16 protein-coding genes are annotated in these 16,544 nt (G+C 58.2%); 12 read left to right on the top strand and 4 right to left on the bottom strand.

Annotated elements, in window-relative coordinates:
* Window positions 1-36 precede the first annotated feature (36 nt).
* From J3P95_RS23960 to J3P95_RS23940, 5 genes are all read left to right on the top strand, one after another.
* Window positions 37-2,949: an aminotransferase gene (locus J3P95_RS23960; RefSeq protein ID WP_434579476.1), complete on the top strand. Its 2,913-nt coding sequence runs from the start codon at window positions 37-39 to the stop codon at window positions 2,947-2,949.
* Window positions 2,950-3,127: 178 nt separating this feature from the next.
* The gene (aguB, locus tag J3P95_RS23955; RefSeq protein ID WP_434559254.1) at window positions 3,128-4,006 is read left to right on the top strand and encodes an N-carbamoylputrescine amidase; all 879 of its coding nucleotides are present in this window, start codon (window positions 3,128-3,130) and stop codon (window positions 4,004-4,006) included.
* Window positions 4,007-4,009: 3 nt separating this feature from the next.
* Window positions 4,010-5,116: an agmatine deiminase gene (gene aguA, locus J3P95_RS23950; RefSeq protein WP_434579477.1), complete on the top strand. Its 1,107-nt coding sequence runs from the start codon at window positions 4,010-4,012 to the stop codon at window positions 5,114-5,116.
* A gap of 241 nt (window positions 5,117-5,357) precedes the next feature.
* Window positions 5,358-5,558 (top strand): hypothetical protein, encoded by a 201-nt coding sequence (locus J3P95_RS23945; RefSeq protein WP_186612636.1) that lies wholly within the window; start codon window positions 5,358-5,360, stop codon window positions 5,556-5,558.
* 338 nt (window positions 5,559-5,896) lie between these two features.
* On the top strand, window positions 5,897-7,183 hold the full coding sequence (locus tag J3P95_RS23940) for an OprD family porin (protein WP_434559248.1): 1,287 nt from the start codon (window positions 5,897-5,899) through the stop codon (window positions 7,181-7,183).
* 111 nt (window positions 7,184-7,294) lie between these two features.
* Here the strand turns inward: J3P95_RS23940 and J3P95_RS23935 are convergent, their stop codons facing one another.
* Window positions 7,295-8,041 carry a DUF4123 domain-containing protein gene (locus J3P95_RS23935; RefSeq protein ID WP_434579478.1) on the bottom strand — a complete coding sequence of 249 codons (747 nt, stop codon included), beginning with the start codon at window positions 8,039-8,041 and terminating at the stop codon, window positions 7,295-7,297.
* Window positions 8,042-8,440: 399 nt separating this feature from the next.
* Between J3P95_RS23935 and J3P95_RS23930 the strand changes: the two genes are divergently transcribed.
* Genes J3P95_RS23930 through J3P95_RS23915 form a run of 4 tightly spaced genes read left to right on the top strand, consistent with a single transcriptional unit; the run spans window position 8,441 to window position 10,644 of the window.
* Window positions 8,441-9,187, top strand: a complete 747-nt coding sequence (locus J3P95_RS23930; protein ID WP_434579479.1) for a 2OG-Fe dioxygenase family protein — start codon at window positions 8,441-8,443, stop codon at window positions 9,185-9,187.
* A gap of 13 nt (window positions 9,188-9,200) precedes the next feature.
* Window positions 9,201-9,638, top strand: coding sequence for a GNAT family N-acetyltransferase (locus J3P95_RS23925; protein ID WP_186613313.1), 438 nt, complete (start codon window positions 9,201-9,203; stop codon window positions 9,636-9,638).
* A complete protein-coding gene (locus J3P95_RS23920; RefSeq protein WP_186613166.1) occupies window positions 9,635-10,348 on the top strand; it encodes an AzlC family ABC transporter permease in 714 nt (237 codons plus the stop codon). The genes J3P95_RS23925 and J3P95_RS23920 overlap by 4 nt, the downstream gene beginning before the upstream one ends.
* Complete coding sequence (locus J3P95_RS23915) at window positions 10,327-10,644, top strand: AzlD domain-containing protein (protein WP_434559238.1); 318 nt, start codon at window positions 10,327-10,329, stop codon at window positions 10,642-10,644. Before J3P95_RS23920 ends, J3P95_RS23915 begins: the two co-directional genes overlap by 22 nt.
* On the opposite strand, the gene J3P95_RS23910 is transcribed toward J3P95_RS23915, so the two are convergent.
* Window positions 10,561-11,484 (bottom strand): LysR family transcriptional regulator, encoded by a 924-nt coding sequence (locus J3P95_RS23910; RefSeq protein WP_434559236.1) that lies wholly within the window; start codon window positions 11,482-11,484, stop codon window positions 10,561-10,563. The two genes, J3P95_RS23915 and J3P95_RS23910, sit on opposite strands and share 84 nt — an antisense overlap.
* 338 nt (window positions 11,485-11,822) lie before the next feature.
* Between J3P95_RS23910 and J3P95_RS23905 the strand changes: the two genes are divergently transcribed.
* Complete coding sequence (locus J3P95_RS23905; RefSeq protein ID WP_434559234.1) at window positions 11,823-12,233, top strand: MbcA/ParS/Xre antitoxin family protein; 411 nt, start codon at window positions 11,823-11,825, stop codon at window positions 12,231-12,233.
* Window positions 12,233-12,910: an RES family NAD+ phosphorylase gene (locus J3P95_RS23900; protein ID WP_434579480.1), complete on the top strand. Its 678-nt coding sequence runs from the start codon at window positions 12,233-12,235 to the stop codon at window positions 12,908-12,910. Before J3P95_RS23905 ends, J3P95_RS23900 begins: the two co-directional genes overlap by 1 nt.
* Before the next feature lie 107 nt (window positions 12,911-13,017).
* Here J3P95_RS23900 and J3P95_RS23895 read toward each other — a convergent pair whose 3' ends face one another.
* Complete coding sequence (locus J3P95_RS23895) at window positions 13,018-14,625, bottom strand: methyl-accepting chemotaxis protein (RefSeq protein WP_434626190.1); 1,608 nt, start codon at window positions 14,623-14,625, stop codon at window positions 13,018-13,020.
* A gap of 243 nt (window positions 14,626-14,868) precedes the next feature.
* Window positions 14,869-15,147: a DUF3077 domain-containing protein gene (locus tag J3P95_RS23890; protein WP_434579482.1), complete on the bottom strand. Its 279-nt coding sequence runs from the start codon at window positions 15,145-15,147 to the stop codon at window positions 14,869-14,871.
* A gap of 1,154 nt (window positions 15,148-16,301) precedes the next feature.
* Between J3P95_RS23890 and J3P95_RS23885 the strand changes: the two genes are divergently transcribed.
* Window positions 16,302-16,538, top strand: a complete 237-nt coding sequence (locus J3P95_RS23885) for a colicin E3/pyocin S6 family cytotoxin (RefSeq protein ID WP_401328798.1) — start codon at window positions 16,302-16,304, stop codon at window positions 16,536-16,538.
* Window positions 16,539-16,544: the final 6 nt, after the last annotated feature.

Genomic DNA, 16,544 nt, shown 5'->3' with positions numbered 1-16,544 from the left:
AGGCGTCCAAGACAAAACCTACTCAGGGGTCGTTGTATGCCGCTCGCTACGTTGGTTCATCGTGCCAGTTTGCCAAGCCCACAAATCAGCGCCGGGCAGGCGTTGGTATTGCTGCGCTCGAATTACGGACTCAGCGGTGACCTGCGACCCCTCGGCAGCCATCAGGACGTCAACTACCGCGTCGACAGCGAACGCGGCCGGTTCGTGTTAAAGATTTGTCATGGCAACTATGCCGTCCAGGAACTCCAGGCCCAGCATGCCGCCCTCAAGCTGCTGGCCGAGCATGGCGCGGTGAAAGTGCCGCGAGTGATCGCGGCCAGCAACGGCCAGGACCTGCTGACCCTGGAAGTTGATGGGCAGTCGGTTCATGTGCGACTGCTGGAGTACATCGACGGTCAATCCCTCACTCAACTGTTGCACCTTACGCCCGACTTGGTGACAGGTCTGGGAAGATTGTGCGCAGACATGGACTTGGCCCTGGCCTCGTTCGACCATCCGGGCCTGGAGCGCACCCTGCAGTGGGACGCACGCCATGCGCCGGCCTTGATTGACCATCTATTGCCCGTCATCAAGGACGATCAGCGGCGCCATTTGATCGCCGAGGTCGCGCAGCAGGCCGAACGGCGCTTGCAGCCGCTCAAGGCGAGCCTGCCGGTGCAGGCGATCCACATGGACATCACGGACGACAACGTGGTGTGGCAACGCGATGCCCAGCGCCAATGGCAGTTGCAAGGTGTGATCGATTTTGGCGATCTGGTTCGCACCTGGCGCATCACCGACTTGTCGGTAACCTGCGCGGCCCTGCTGCATCACGCCGGCAGCGATCCGTTTTATATCCTGCCGGCCATCAAGGCCTATCACGCGGTCAATCCGTTGCAGCGCGAAGAACTCCTGGCGCTCTGGCCCCTGATCGTGGCCCGCGCCGCGGTGCTGGTGCTCAGCGGCGAGCAACAAGTCGCTGTCGATCCGGATAATCAATACGCCCGTGACAATCTTGAACATGAGTGGGAAATTTTTCGCGTTGCCTGTTCCGTGCCGCTTGAATTGATGGAGGCGGCGATTTTTGCCGCCGCGGGTCACAGCCTGCCGTCGATTGCCAACGAGGGTTTCGCCCCCTTGCTGCCAACCTTGGTGGGGCGTGATTTTGCGCTGATCGACCTGGGCGTACTCAGTCCACATTTCGAGGCCGGCAATTGGGAACAGGCTGGAATTGACCAGCGTCTTCTCAGCGAAGGCGCGGCGCTGCACGGGTTGGCTGCCAGTCGCTACGGCCAGTACCGGCTGTCCCGCACCCGGCCGGACAGTGCCGTCGAGCCCGATACTTATCCGTTACACGTTGAATTGCATGTCCCTCAAGATACGCCGTTGGAGTCGCCTTTCGCCGGGGTGGTGCACAAGGATGCCGAGGGCCTGTTGCGGCTCGACGGTCCGCAGTTGAGCGTACGATTGTGGGGCGTATCGTCGTCATTGCATTCTGGCGCCGCGCTGGTCAGGGGACAGGTCTTGGGTGAAGTGGTTGGCCCGTTGCGGGTTCAACTGTGCCGAGGCGCGCATCTGACCCCACCATTGTTCTGCACGCCCTCCAGGGTGAAGGCCTGGCAGGCGCTTTGCCCATCGCCCGCGACGCTGCTGGGGCTGGCTTGCGATGCCGAGCCGGAAATCGATCCCGCCGCGCTGCTGGCCCGTCGCGATGCGAGTTTCGCTCGTTCGCAGAAGCATTACTACGTCGACCCGCCGCACATCGAGCGTGGCTGGCGTAACCACTTGATCGACATGCAGGGCCGCTCTTACCTCGACATGCTCAACAATGTCGCGGTGCTGGGGCATGGCCACCCGCGCATGGCGGCGGTCGCGGCCCGGCAATGGTCGCTGCTCAATACCAACTCGCGCTTTCACTATGCGGCGATCGCCGAGTTTTCCGAGCGCCTGTTGGCGCTGGCGCCATCGAACATGGATCGAGTGTTCCTGGTCAACAGCGGCACCGAGGCCAACGACTTGGCGATCCGCCTGGCCTGGGCCTACAGCAAGGGACGCGACATGCTCAGTGTCTTGGAGGCCTACCACGGCTGGTCGGTGGCGGCCGACGCGGTTTCGACCTCCATCGCCGACAATCCCCAAGCCCTCAGCAGTCGTCCGGACTGGGTGCATCCGGTGACCGCGCCGAACACTTATCGCGGCGAATTCCGTGGCGCTGACAGTGCGCCCGACTACGTGCGCAGCGTCGAACACAACCTGGCTAAAATCGCCGAGCAAAAACGCCAATTGGCCGGTTTCATCTGCGAACCGGTGTATGGCAATGCTGGCGGGATCGCGCTGCCACCGGGGTATCTGAAGCAGGTCTATGCCTTGGTGCGCGAGCGCGGTGGCGTCTGCATCGCCGACGAGGTGCAAGTCGGTTACGGACGCATGGGTGAGTTTTTCTGGGGCTTCGAGGAGCAAGGCGTGGTGCCGGATATCATCACCATGGCCAAGGGCATGGGCAACGGCCAGCCGCTGGGAGCCGTCATCACCCGGCGAGAAATCGCCGAGGCGTTGGAAGCCGAGGGGTATTTTTTCTCTTCCGCCGGCGGCAGCCCGGTCAGTTGCCAGATCGGCATGGCCGTGCTGGATGTCATGGAAGAGGAAGACTTGTGGGAAAACGCCCGGGTGGTCGGAGCACATTTCAAGGCGCGCCTGGAGGCATTGATCGACCAGTATCCGCTGGTCGGCGCGGTGCATGGCTCCGGGTTCTACCTGGGCGTGGAGCTGATCCGCAACCGCGCCACCCTGGAACCTGCCACCGAAGAAACCACGGCGCTGTGCAACCGCCTGCGGGAGTTGGGCATCTTCATGCAACCGACCGGTGATTATCTAAACATCCTGAAGATCAAGCCACCGATGGTTACCACCCGTCAGAGCGTGGATTTCTTTGTCGATATGCTGGCGAAAGTGTTGGAGGAGGGGCTGTAGCCAACCGGGCGCTGCTGGTCATCCTGCAGGCGCGGGTCCGCCCGCGCATGCGGGGTACAGTAAGCCGATTTTTGTCGGCTTTTTTAGCGGTTTTTCCTCGTGTATGGTTTTTCTCCTCTTTCTAAGCCGATTTTTATCGGCTATAAAGTCGGCATTGCCATCGCCCAGGAGATGATTCATGACTCGTATCGTTACCGTCGCCGCCACTCAGATGGCCTGTTCTTGGGATCTCGAAGCCAATATCGAGACCGCCGATAAGTTGGTTCGCCAGGCTGCTGCCCAAGGCGCACAGGTGATTCTCATCCAGGAATTGTTCGAGACGCCGTACTTCTGCCAAAAGCCAAATCCGGACTATCTGCAACTGGCGACGTCGGTCGACGAGAACGTCGCCATCAAGCACTTCCAGAAAGTTGCCGAGGAACTGCAGGTTGTGTTGCCGATCAGTTTTTTTGAACTGGCCGGACGGGCGCGTTTCAACAGTATTGCGATCATCGATGCCGACGGTCAGAACCTGGGCGTGTACCGCAAAAGCCACATCCCGGATGGGCCTGGCTACCATGAGAAGTACTATTTCAATCCGGGCGATACCGGCTTCAAGGTATGGGATACCCGCTACGCCAAAATCGGCGTAGGCATCTGCTGGGACCAGTGGTTTCCGGAATGCGCTCGCAGCATGGCGCTGCAAGGCGCGGAGATTCTGCTGTACCCAACCGCCATTGGCAGCGAGCCGCACGACAAGACCATTTCTTCGCGCGATCACTGGCAACGTGTGCAACAGGGCCACGCCGGCGCCAACCTGATGCCGCTGGTGGCCAGTAATCGTATCGGCAATGAAGAGCAGGATGGCTACGACATCACGTTTTATGGCTCCTCGTTCATCGCCGATCAGTTTGGTGAAAAAGTCCAGGAGCTCGGCGAAACCGAAGAAGGCGTGCTGGTGCATAGCTTTGACCTCGACGAGCTGGAACACATTCGCAGTGCCTGGGGCACTTTCCGTGATCGGCGTCCGAACCTGTACGGCGCGGTCAAAACCCTCGACGGCTCACTGGAGTCCTGATTCATGACAATTTTGCACAGCACTGCGCGCGCGGATGGTTTTCATATGCCTGCCGAGTGGGCACCCCAGACTCAGGTCTGGATGATCTGGCCCGAGCGCCCCGATAACTGGCGCCTGGGCGGCAAGCCCGCCCAAGCGGCCCATGTGGCCGTTGCCAAGGCCATTGCCCGTTTTGAGCCGGTGACCGTCGTCGTGTCCGCCGCCCAGTATGAGAACGCCAAGGCGCGCCTTGATGTACCGAACATCCGCTTGGTCGAGATGTCCAGCGATGACGCCTGGGTCCGGGATACCGGGCCGACGTTTGTGATCAATGGCAACGGTGAGGTGCGCGGCGTCGATTGGGATTTCAACGCCTGGGGCGGTTTCGACGGCGGCCTGTATTCGCCATGGAACCGGGATTCGCAGGTGGCCAGCAAAATCCTCGACATCGAGCGCAGCCAGCGTTATCGCACCGAAGGTTTTGTGCTTGAGGGCGGCTCGATCCATGTCGATGGCGAAGGTACCTTGATCACTACCGAGGAATGCCTGCTCAACCGCAATCGCAACCCGCATATGAGCCGTGAAGAAATCGAGACAGTGCTCAGCGCCCAACTGGCGGTAGACAAGATCATCTGGTTGCCGGATGGCCTGTTCAATGACGAAACCGACGGCCATGTGGATAACTTCTGCTGCTACGTGCGTCCCGGCGAAGTGCTGCTCGCTTGGACCGACGATCCACAGGACCCAAACTACCCCCGCTGTCATGCGGCGATGGATGTCTTGCAAAACAGCACCGACGCCCAGGGACGCTCGTTCACAGTGCATAAGATGCCTATTCCCGGGCCGTTGTACGCCACTGAAGAGGAATGCACGGGCGTAGACGCCGTTGAAGGTTCCCAGGAACGCAATCCGAGCGTCCGCTTGGCCGGCTCGTACGTGAACTTCCTGATCGTCAACGGGGGCATCATTGCCCCAAGTTTCGACGATCCGCTGGACGCCCCGGCAAGGGAATTGCTGGAAAGTCTTTTTCCGGAGCATGAAGTGGTGATGGTGCCTGGCCGGGAACTGTTACTGGGGGGCGGGAATATCCATTGCCTTACCCAACAGCAACCCGCGCCGCAGATAAAATGAGTGGCGTTGTAACAGCCCGGTAAGATCGGTCGCAACGGCTCTGCGCCGGACTTTTTGGATCCATCCTGGCAAGCCCGCGTCCCGATTGGGGCGCGGTTTTTTTTGTGTCTGGTTTGCTAGCGACGGGCGACGTTGGCATAGCTCTTGTATCGCCATCCAGGCAGTTCCGGAAAGCGGGGCTGCGTTGTTTTGTCATAAACCTCGGATAGATTGGCCGCTCATCAACCAGGAGGGCGCTGGAATGAACATGATAAGCGAGCGCACATGCCATCCTTTGGCTGTTAATGGTGAGTCGCTTCAAGCCTTGGCGCAGTGGTTGAAGTCCAACGGAACGCGTCAGATCAGGGAGCCTGATCCGCGGCGGATGATCATGGAGCGCTATCCCGTTGGCCTGTTCAGCGAGGCGGAGCTGGAAGCGTTGTGGGATGTGATGCAAGGATAGAATTCGAAGGATTGATAAGAAGCGCTGGCCGGGATGGCAGCGCTTTTTTTACGCGCGCTGATTTCTGTTCGGCAGGAGACATTCACCTAACGTCTTAGACGTTTTTCGCCTAATCACAGACGATTCACGAAATTGACACAGGCTTCAGGGCGCGACTAGGATTCGCCCACGCCTGTGGCCAACAGCCATGACTCTTAAATAATAAAAAGGCCCGACACGGTAAAATCGTGGGCGGGCCTTTTCATTATTTCCAGGAGCAAGAGTCTGAAAAGAGCGCGAAAAGCGCCGTTTCGGTTGCCGGTTGCAGTGCGTATCAACCTCGTACAAGGAAAATAATCATGTTGAACACACGCATCAGTTTGATCGCACTGGGGATATTGAGCAGCACACACGCCATGGCCAACGACCAAGCGCAGTCCAAGGGGTTTGTTGAAGACAGCAGCTTGAAGGTGCTGTTGCGCAACGCCTACATCAACCGCGACTACAAGGACGGCAACCAGGACAAGGCCGAATGGGGCCAGGCGGCCATCGGTACGTTCTCGTCCGGGTTCACCCAAGGCACCGTGGGCATCGGTGTAGATGCGTTCGGCCTGTACGCATTGCGTCTGGACGGCGGCAAAGGACGCACCGGTGCACAGGGCATCGATTTTTTCAAAAAGGGTGACAGCGGCAACGCGGCAGATGACTTGTCCAAGTTCGGCGCCGCGGTGAAATTCCGTGTCTCCAACACCGTGCTGGCTTACGGTGACCAGATGCCGGCCCTTCCGGTGTTGAACTATGACAACTCCCGCCTTCTGCCGGAAAGCTATACCGGCACGTTGATCACCTCTAAAGAGATCAAGGGACTGGAACTGAACGCCGGCCGTTTTACCGCCGAGTCGCGCAAGAGCGCCGAGGGTCGTGACAGCGGCGGTTTGAAGTCGATCAACGTGTTGGGCGGCAGCTATCAGTTCACCGAACAGTTCAAGGCTTCGCTCTACGCCTCGGATGTCGAGGACGTACTGAAGAAGCAGTACGTGAACGCCAACTATGTGTTCCCGCTGGCCAAGGATCAGTCGCTGACCCTGGACTTCAACGGCTACCGCACCAAGCTGGACAACAGCTACGTTCGCGAAAACAACGTCACTGGCGACGACAACAAGATCTGGAGCCTGGCAGCCACTTTCGCCACCGGCCCGCACAGCTTCACCCTCGCTCACCAGCGCAGCACGGGCGACAGCAACCTGGGCTACGCCTACGGCGGCTATCAGCGAGGACAGAATCGTGTCGGCGATGGCGGCAACACCATCTACCTGGCCAACTCCTACTGGTCGGACTTCAACGCCGAAGACGAACGCAGCTGGCAACTGGGCTATGGCCTGGACTTCACGACCTTCGGTGTACCGGGCCTGACCTATAACGTGGCGTACGTGCGCGGCGACAACATCACCACCTCCACCAGCGAGGGCGGAACCGAGCGCGAAATTTTCAACCAGTTCAAATACGTGGTCCAGGGCGGCCCGGCCAAGGATTTGAGCGTACGGTTGCGCAGCTCGGTATTGCGCGTGTCGCAAAAATCCAGTGAGTACAACGTCAGCGGGAATGAGCTGCGGGTGTTTGTGGATTATCCGATTAATGTTTTTTGAGGGTTGATTGGGTGACACTCGGTTGATGAAAACCCCCGATCATTGGATCGGGGGTTTTCATGAGTGGTCCATGACTTTTACGTTGGCGAGGCAAAGAACTCGGGGCAGGCATCAACCTTGCTCCTGAATCAAATCATTCAGCAGCGCTTCCCGAAGATTGTCCCGAGCACCCGCTTGCCGTACGTAGCGGCCGACTTTCAGTCGCAGATTACCTTTGGGCCATGCGGTGAAGACATACGGATGTTCCTCTTCCAGCCACTGCATCAGGCCGTCCAGCGACACTGATGGGTTCTGCTTCGCCAAAGCATCGGCCAGGTCCCCCGGCATCTCCCACCATGGCCAATCCCTCGCCGCCGGCACTTTCCTGGGCGATGTCTCCAAGGGTTTGCCATTGATCAGGTACCGTTCAAAGACCGGCAGCAGGTTCCCGGCTTCGGCGCCCAGGCCTTCAAGGATTTGCTGGAGGTATCGCCCATCCCAAAACCGGAAGAACACTTCATTACCGTACGGCATCTTCACTTGCGTAAGGCTGCGCAGGTGCGCCCGCACCGTTTCCGGCTCACAGCGGGATACGGCCAGCCAGCCCCAATCAAGGGCCTCGGTTTGCGCGATCCATGGCAAGAACGCCGAATCGGGTTCGAGCTGGGCGACATAAGGCATCACTGGTTGCCAAGTGGCATAAGGTGTTTCTCCCCAGATGGGAAGCAATGGATGAGTGGGAGCGGACCGGCGAAAGGCTTTCACAGCATCTGAATCGCTCGCCGCGCTGATCACCAAATAAAGGTGCTCGTTTTCCTGCAGCGGCTGTTGGGCCAGCCATGCCACAGGGCCAAGGGGCACGAATGCCTGTGTTGCCATTGAGGCTCTCCTTCGAAGGGGTGCGAGGTCGGGGCTTCACCCGGCAAGGACGTCACTCAATCAAGGATCAAGCCAGGTTTGGGGGGGGCCGTGAACCGGCGTTTCTGTGCGGTTTCAGACAGTTTGAAGGCGGGGCGGCGGGGGATTCGGGCAAAAAAATGCCTGACAACTTGCGCAGTAGTGCGTCATATCTTGCGCATCTTGGTGTGAGGCGTTTTCTCGCGGCGGTTTGCCTCGAATATCGGCGTTGCAGAGACTGTTCTGCTGGTGAAAAGTCGTACTAGTGAAACTTTTTGCCCCGTTTCAAGCTGGGCTTGAAATGCCTCAAATACTTTTTCATGGACGCAATTCCTGCACCTACTAGATTAGTCCGCTCAACGCAGTGGAGACTTATGAAAAATGATCGTTCTGAACAGGGAAGTGGGCGCAGCGCTAAGGCGTGACAAATACGTCAACGTCCGCGGTGGAGACTTCAACCTCTACGGTCATTTCGGCGACTTCGTCCGGCTGACCAAAAGCTGGGAAAACATGGAACCCGACAGCTATTACGGCCAGGCCGAGTCAGGCATGCGTTTCCGCCGCTACAGCGACTTCGAATACAACCCCGCGACCCGCGAACTCAAGCAGCTTGAACACCGCGCTTATGTCCAGTCCAAAGCCAATAACAGCTACGTCGGCGGACTGGAGCGACACTTCGAGGATTTCTCCCACGAAGTGATCAATTCGCCCGTGATGCGCAGCCTGATCGACACGGACTTCGACGTTTACAAAAACGTTCTGCCGCAGGAACTGCATGATGAAATCTGGCAGTGCCAGATCCATCAGATCCGTATCGAGATCAAGCCGGGCAAGCAGTTGGAGATCACTCCCGAAGGCATCCATTGCGATGGGTACCCTTTCAGTGGTGTCCATTTCTGGGGTCGTAATAACGTCGCCGGCGCGGAAAGCCGTCTCTACAGTGCCCAGGAAGAGCAATTGGCGGCAACCACTTACGAGGACATCCTCGATACGACCTTTTTCCTGGATCGGGACATGCGCCACTACGTGACCCCTGCCCGCAACACCCACAGCCATGAAATGGCGTTCAGGCAGATCCTGGCGATTTCGTTTTCGCGGCCGGGGACCGCTTTTGACATTGTTCGCTGAACAGCTCGAACCCATGGATGAATCGGTGCCGCAGATCCTGTTGCGCCGAGCCATGGTCAGGGACGCCGAACGACTGGAGCAATTTTTTCGCGGTTTTGCCGAGGTGTCGTTCTGTGAATGGCAGGATGCGCGGTTCTTGCGTGGCGTGCTGTTGCAGGAAACCACCACCGCCTACATGGCTTTCGATGCGACGGGTGACGTCGTAGGCGCGGTCATCGGCGGTATGCTGGGCACTCGGGGGACAATCAATCACTTGGCAGTCAGCTCGAGGCATCGCACCCAAGGCCTGGGTCAGCGCCTGGTGGAAGCGGCATCCGCTGACATGAAGCGGGTCGGCGTGCTGCGCATGTTCCTGTTTGTCGACGATACCAATCTGGCCGGCAAGCGCTTCTGGGCTGCCCAAGGGTTCTGTGAACCTCGGGGCGAAATCACTTTCGAGAGGGATTTATGAACAAGACTTCCAGCCAGCCGCTGGCAGTCGAACCACAAGCCTCGCGAACCTTTGCTGAAGCCAGTCCGGTAGTAGCGGGTTATTTCACGGTTTCGTTTGTGTTCGGTCTGATGGCGGTCAACGCCGGGTTGCCATTGTGGCTCCCGGTGGCGATGTGCCTGTTCGTTTATGCTGGCGCCTCACAATTCGCGGCGTTGGCATTGATCTCCAGCGGGGCGTCGTTGACGACTATCGTGCTCACCACGTTCCTGATCAATGCGCGCCACATGCTCATGTCGGTCTACATGGCCAAGGCCCTGCGGGCGTTGGGACTCAGTCGTTTCGAGCGCTGGTGCTACGCGGCGGGGCTCACGGATGAGTCGTTCGCCTTTCACAGCGTCAAGCTGGGCACCGGGGCGCCGGTCAGTGTGCGCTACCTGATCGGCTTCAACCTCTTTTGCCACACCTCTTGGGTGCTGGGTGGCTTGTTGGGGGCCGTTTGTGCGCAATACGCGGCGCACCTGATCAAGTATCAACTCGACTACGCCTTGACTGCCATGATGCTCTACGTGCTGGTTTCGTTGTGCAACACGCGCAACAAGCTGATCGCGGCGCTGGCGGCAGTTATCTGCATGGGCGCGCTGAGCCTGATAGGCAGCTCGCCGTTCAACGTATTCATCGCCACGTTCGTTGGCTGCGGGGTGGGCGTATGCCTGACCAAACGTTCCTGATCCTCGTCGTTGCGTTGATGATGGCCGTGACCTTCCTGCCCCGCGCCTTGCCGCTGCAGGTCAATACGGACAACTGGCCGCCGTTCGTCGCCCGTGCGCTGGAATACCTGCCGGTGGCGATCGTCGCGGCCATCAGCCTGACTCCGCTACTCATCAAGGACCAGCAGATACAGCTCGACCGTCCGGAGTTCTATGCCGCGATTCCGACGCTGTTATGTGCGTATTTCAGCCGCAACCTGTTTCTCAGTGTGGCGGTGGGCACGGCGGCGTACATCGCGCTCGGTTCGCTCCTGTAGGGCCAGGTCGACGACATCGTGCAGCGCCTGGTCGGACAGCTCGGGATTGTTCACCGCCAGGCGTACTTCCAGGAAGTCCTCGAAGTCCGGGAATATCGCCAGGCCGTTGCGCATCGCCGCGTCCCGGGAGACGAGCCCCAAGCCGTCGAGCTGGGTGATCAAAGACAACGTCAGCGTTTCGCTGCAGGAATAGATCATTCGCTGGCTCGGTCCGTACTCGCCGAGGCCCGCATCGAGAAAGCGCAGGAAGCTGTGGGAATACGGACATTCTTCTGCCGGACGTACCTGAAATTTGTTGCCAAGCAGGCCAAGGGAATCGTCCTTGTCACCGCAATGGGCACCGACGACCTGCACCTGCACGCCCGGCATGGGGATGCTGGTAAAGCCATTTTGCTGCCCGATCAGGATCGCCAGGTCAAAATGCTCGTTCTTGAGTTTGCTCAGGTTCTCCATCGACTCGGCATAACTGAATTCCAGCTGGTACTGGGGAAAAACCGCGATCAGGCGATCGATTATCCGCCGGTTGAAATCCGCCGTCAGCGTGGTGTTGAGCGCCACCTTCAGGCTTCGCTGCCTGGGTGTCTTGAGCGCCGCGACTTTTTCTTCCAGCTGTCGCGTGGCCGCCAAAACCTGATCCATGAACGGCGTCAGTTCAGAGCCTTGGCTCGTCAACGTCAGGCCTTTGTTCGAGCGTCGGAACAACCGAAACCCGAACTGCTCCTCGACCTTGTTCAATTGCGCCGCCAGTGCCTGCACCGTGAGGCACGACTGTTCCGCTGCGGCCGACAACGAGCCGGTCTGCATGATGCGCATGAGGTTGCGTAAGGTTCTGCTATCCATGAGGTAATGCCCTCTGCTTAAGTGGGCTCGCTGTTATTTATGCACCCGGCCCCGGCCTGGCGGGGCGATGGTCGCTATCATCAAGCACCTTGCCACGGTTGTCGCGGTTTTGTAGCGAAAAGCGCCGGCAGGCGATGATTGGAGCTTAAGTGGGATTTTCGATTTCTGCTGGTTCGGCTTGTCTGTTGATACCGTTAATACAACGACAAGATGTTCCGTTGTAGCAAACCGCTCGGAAAATAATGGCTGCGTCTGTTCGCTTGCGAATTAAAACTTAAATTTTATCCATATATGTACTATTCTCTACGCATCACCCAGTAACAAGGAGCCCAAAACTCATGGCGACTTCCTCCATCAACCTCAGCGCTCAGCAACAATTGGATTCCCCGGATGCGGGTCGAGTCGCCTTGAAGTTCTTCTTCAATCTCATGGAGCTGTGGGGTTGCAGTGTCGAGCAGCAGCGCACGTTGTTGGGCAAAGTCGGAAACACGACCTTCTACAAATACAAACAATTACCTGAAAACGTCAGGCTGCCGCGGGACACCCTCGAGCGTATTTCCTATCTCATGGGTATTCACAAGGCGCTGAGCATCATCTTCAGTAACAGCCGGGATCGCGTATATCAATGGGTCAGCAGCCCGAACACGGCGGCACCTTTCAATGGCCAGTCGGCGCTGTCGTACATGCTGGCGGGACGGGTGGTCGACATTGCCGATGTGCGGCGATACCTCGACGGAGTGCGCGGTTGATGACGCCACCGCTGGCGGACCCGAAATGGAAGCGGGCCTATCGGATCGTCAACAGCAGCTTTCCGCCGATCACGCTGTTCGAAGATGTGCTTGATCCGGATGACCTGGCCACGGCCTACGCCCTGGAAGCCCTGACCAATGACCGGCTCATGGAAGAAGCCGGCGCGCTGTCCCGGGTACGCCCTGAAGATCGGGTCTGCGGTCCAGGTTCCTCTCCCGTGATGGCGGCGTTTACCCACATCGGTAAAAGCAGTCGCTTCAGCGATGGCACGTTCGGCGTCTATTACGCCGCCAGCAGCCAGGAAGCGGCCATTGCCGAGACGTGTTACCACCAGGCTCGGTTCTTGAGTGCGACTAACGAGCCTGACCTGGAATTGACCATGCGCACCTACGTCAACCGCGTCGTCAAACCCTTGCACGACATCCGCCACGATTATCCACACCTGCACAATCCAGACCCCACGGCCTACGGCCCGTCCCAAGTGTTCGCCCGGGAACTGCGCGCGACATTGTCGTGGGGGCTTTTGTACAACAGCGTTCGTCTGCCCGGTCACGAATGCGTCGCTGCTTTTCGACCGCCAGCGGTATCGATTCCAGTGCAAGGCAAGCATATCCGCTACGTCTGGAGCGCCCAGAAGCGGGAGATATCGTTTGTGTTCGAGGTGAATCAGGTTTGATTCGAGACTTTATTAGGATTATGGCTGGGCAATAATTATTGCCCAGCCGTAATTAGCAATAAACGGGATCAGGGGCTCGCTGCTAGCAGTTAGGCCGCGGCGAACGTTCAAATCTTGAACTGCTGTACCGAAGATTGCATCGACCCCGCGGCGTCATTCAACTGGTCTGCCGTGTGCTGCAGATTGTGAATGGACAAAGTGTTGTCTCTCGTTTGCGCGGCAATCGCTTCCACCCGCTGAGCCATTCCGTCACTGGCCTTGGATTGCTCGGCGATGGTGTGGGAAATTTCCTCGACAACTTCCGCAGCATGCCGGGCACCGGTGCGGATTTCGCTGATGGACACCCCGGCCTGCTGGGCCAGGTTCACGCCTTCGTCCACGCGGCTGACGCACGCTTGCATGTTCGCCACCGCATCCCGGGCGCTGGTCTGGATGCGCCCGATCATCGTGGTGATTTCCTGGGTGGATTGCGTGGTGCGGGCCGCCAGGTTGCGTACTTCATCGGCCACCACCGCAAAGCCGCGCCCGGCCTCACCGGCGCGGGCCGCTTCAATGGCGGCGTTCAGCGCCAGCAGGTTGGTTTGCTCGGCGATGCTTTTGATCACTTGGATGATCGAGTGAATGTCCTCGGAAGACGCATCCAGCGCGGTGATCTTGCCGGAGGATTGGTTGACCACCTCAGCGATCCGGTTCATGCCTTCCACCACCCCGAGAATCACTTGGCCGCCGCTGCTCGCCAGTTGCTCGGACTGCGCCGAAATCGTCCGGGCGCTGTCGGCATGCTGATTGATCTGGCTGATGTTGGCGATCATCTGCTCCATGCTCGCTGCCATGCTGGTGGCGCTGTGGGCTTGCTGGTCGGCGCTGGACACAATTTGCCGCGCGGTATCGCCCAACGTCCGGGACGTGCCGTGCAAGCCATCGCTTTGACTGCGGATCGTCGCGATCATCTGCCGCAAGTTGGATTGCATCTGCTCGATCACACTTTGCAGTTGCCCCAGCTCATCATCGCCATGAGCGCCCATCGAACGCTGCAAATCGCCTTGGGAAATCGCCTGGGTGTTGAGGATGATTTTATTCAGCGGCGTGAGCACGGCTTTAAGCAGGCTCCACGACAACAGCGCCAGCGCCACGCAGGTCGCCAGCAACGTGACGATCAGCCAGCGTTCAGAAGTATGAATGCTGTGGTCCTGATGCTCGCGAGACGACTTCGCCTGGTTTTCGATCAGCTCGCTGACCGCCTCGTTGCGCTCCTCCAGGGCCTCAAAGGCCTTGTCGAACTCGGCCCGCAACGCCCGGCCATCCTGAGCGCCGCTCAGCGCCTTGCCAATCACCTGCTTGGCTGAAGCGATATAAGCGTCGGCCTGAGGCTTCAACTCGGCAATCGTCTGGGAAATCGTTCCCGGCAAATGAGCCTCGGCGTTCTCGGCGATGACCTTGCGCATCCGCTCCGAATGCTCATCGAACGCCTCGGTCACTTCCTTCGCGCCGGCGGCATCGCCTGGCGCAACCAGCAAAGCAGCCAACACATCGCCACGAATGGCGTCATGCATCATGTCCGCCTCCATGTGCTTGCGCATGGCTGAGATACTGGTCTCGTTCTGAGCCAAGGCATCGATCATGGCGTTATAGCCCCACAGCCCGATACCGCCCAGCAACAGCGCAAAAAACAGACTGACCAACCCCGAACCTACAATCTTGGTGCGGATTTTCATCGTTTGCTGCTCCTGGAGCGGGGATTCTGGGCAAGTGTAGTTGAGCGCCAGCGGAGCCTTGGGACAGGCCATGCTCTTATTTGAGGCTATCGGCGGGGGGCGGGATTAGATGAATATCCACAGCTCGTGGCGAGGGAACTTGCTCCCGCGGGGCTGCGGAGCAGTCCTTCTTTCAACTGCCTAATGCTAATACTGATTAACCCAATGCTGCCCCGCTCAGCAAAGCAGCATTGCGCCAGCCGCTTAAGCCGGATTATTCCCCGGAGCTTCCAGCACCTTAACCACGTCATCGACGACGGCCTTGCTCATATCCTGCAAATAACACGACGCCCATGCATACCGATCGGCGCCGCGAATCATCGCCGCGTCCTCGGCCAACAGCTTGGCAATGTGGAGCAGGTCGGAAGCGTGGGACAGGGCTTCGCCGAGGGGAATGCCGCTGTTGACGCGGAATAGCGGGCGGTCGGAATGGTAGGAGAAGGGGGTTAGGCCTGGGGTTTTTAGGTCTTGCGGATTTGGCATTGTCTGGCTCCTTGACTGTAAGAGCCGCAACCGTCCTTTCCTACGGGATTGGGTGGCGGCCATGCACGGGGTAGGAAAACCGGGAATCAAGGCACCCGGCACACCCGAAGGTGTCCCGCGCACAGCCGCCATAACGCATATCGCAGACACAAAAAAAGCGCCTGCAATAATAAGCGGGGCGCAGCTGATGCGCCTTGATTACTTCGGGTTTCCTACGCCCGGTCGCTGAATTGGCAGCGACGATTGGAGAGTATCGGGCGATTGGGTAGGGTGCAATCGTGGCGCGGTGCTGGCCGCGTCCTTTCGGATCTACAGACAATCAAACCCAGGCATCTGGGCTGGGAATCCCATTGCATCAGAGATAACAAAGCCCTCGCATTTCTGCGAGGGCTTTGTATGGTGCGGGCACCAGACGAACGGTAGCTAGGGGCGGGGCTAGGTTTTCTGCGGGACTGGAGTTCGGTGGAAAATTTGGCGTACCCCAACCGGTAACTATAAATAAATCAGCTAGTTATGGCGCTCAGTGGAATCGAACCCGGAACTTATAGCGTATCAGCACGCTTTACCAGCATTCGGCGACCTCCGTTCGCGGAGTTTGGCCGTGCGCATTGCAGGTCGCTAAGGGGGATAGACGTGGCATATGGGGCGCCGTCCTGACCGGCTAATGGGCGTCCTCTTTTCTACTTTTTTTGCTTTCAGAGATCGTCCGGCCGAAGGTTTACTAATGTGATTTCGGTGACTGCGCTTCCATCGGCAACTAAAAGGGATCTGCTCATGATCGGTTTTCTTCGCTCCAAATTGGTAGGCAGTTCAGCTGTGATGAGCAGTGGGTGCTGCTGAGCCGGAGGAGAGAACTAACCGAATACCCTGCGTGTGCCTTCCCGTGGCGGGATCATTCGAACGCCTCAGCCCATTAACCTTGAGCTACGCTGGAGTACGCAATCGAGAGCTAGCTGGCACATTGATTTTGGACATACAATCACTAGCTCTTGAATACCTCTTCCGCTACTACTTCTGTGGAGGGACGGTTCTGGTGACCTAGCGCTCATTTTTGAGTACCAAGGAAGCTGAAATAGGTGTTGGCTACTCCAGAATAGTGTTATGAAATAAATTAGCACTGTCTGTTTCTAATAGGGACTGATAAAGAGAACAAAATGGGCGGACTACCTAGACCTAAACCTTCAATTTTGGATAATCTCAAGGTCGCCTTTATTGAGGGTGGTCGAAAAGTTTACTTTGAACCTATCGAAAAACTATATTACACATGGGACTCGCTTCACGGGGAAGTTGAAGTTTTCAATCATCAAGGTCGCCATATTGGCGCAGCATGCCCAATTACCGGAACTATGCTGAAGCCAGCAGTGCGCGGTCGTAGAGTTAATCCAAACTAAGAGGCA

Source organism: Pseudomonas sp. Z5-35 (genome assembly GCF_051131945.1).
Lineage (GTDB): Bacteria > Pseudomonadota > Gammaproteobacteria > Pseudomonadales > Pseudomonadaceae > Aquipseudomonas > Aquipseudomonas marvdashtae.
Note: the sequence above shows the minus strand (reverse complement) of the source record. Positions and strands in the feature narration are given on the sequence as shown.

Bases quoted from the DNA above. Each gene is read 5' to 3' on its own strand.
- J3P95_RS23960 (WP_434579476.1), top strand. From the start codon at position 37: ATGCCGCTCGCTACGTTGGTTCATCGTGCCAGTTTGCCAAGCCCACAA.
- J3P95_RS23885 (WP_401328798.1), top strand. From the start codon at position 16,302: ATGGGCGGACTACCTAGACCTAAACCTTCAATTTTGGATAATCTCAAG.
- J3P95_RS23915 (WP_434559238.1), top strand. From the start codon at position 10,327: ATGCCTGACCAAACGTTCCTGATCCTCGTCGTTGCGTTGATGATGGCC.
- J3P95_RS23910 (WP_434559236.1), bottom strand. From the start codon at position 11,484: ATGGATAGCAGAACCTTACGCAACCTCATGCGCATCATGCAGACCGGC.
- J3P95_RS23925 (WP_186613313.1), top strand. From the start codon at position 9,201: ATGGATGAATCGGTGCCGCAGATCCTGTTGCGCCGAGCCATGGTCAGG.
- J3P95_RS23935 (WP_434579478.1), bottom strand. From the start codon at position 8,041: ATGGCAACACAGGCATTCGTGCCCCTTGGCCCTGTGGCATGGCTGGCC.
- J3P95_RS23900 (WP_434579480.1), top strand. From the start codon at position 12,233: ATGACGCCACCGCTGGCGGACCCGAAATGGAAGCGGGCCTATCGGATC.
- J3P95_RS23895 (WP_434626190.1), bottom strand. From the start codon at position 14,625: ATGAAAATCCGCACCAAGATTGTAGGTTCGGGGTTGGTCAGTCTGTTT.
- J3P95_RS23905 (WP_434559234.1), top strand. From the start codon at position 11,823: ATGGCGACTTCCTCCATCAACCTCAGCGCTCAGCAACAATTGGATTCC.
- aguA (WP_434579477.1), top strand. From the start codon at position 4,010: ATGACAATTTTGCACAGCACTGCGCGCGCGGATGGTTTTCATATGCCT.
- J3P95_RS23930 (WP_434579479.1), top strand. From the start codon at position 8,441: ATGATCGTTCTGAACAGGGAAGTGGGCGCAGCGCTAAGGCGTGACAAA.
- J3P95_RS23945 (WP_186612636.1), top strand. From the start codon at position 5,358: ATGAACATGATAAGCGAGCGCACATGCCATCCTTTGGCTGTTAATGGT.
- aguB (WP_434559254.1), top strand. From the start codon at position 3,128: ATGACTCGTATCGTTACCGTCGCCGCCACTCAGATGGCCTGTTCTTGG.
- J3P95_RS23940 (WP_434559248.1), top strand. From the start codon at position 5,897: ATGTTGAACACACGCATCAGTTTGATCGCACTGGGGATATTGAGCAGC.
- J3P95_RS23920 (WP_186613166.1), top strand. From the start codon at position 9,635: ATGAACAAGACTTCCAGCCAGCCGCTGGCAGTCGAACCACAAGCCTCG.
- J3P95_RS23890 (WP_434579482.1), bottom strand. From the start codon at position 15,147: ATGCCAAATCCGCAAGACCTAAAAACCCCAGGCCTAACCCCCTTCTCC.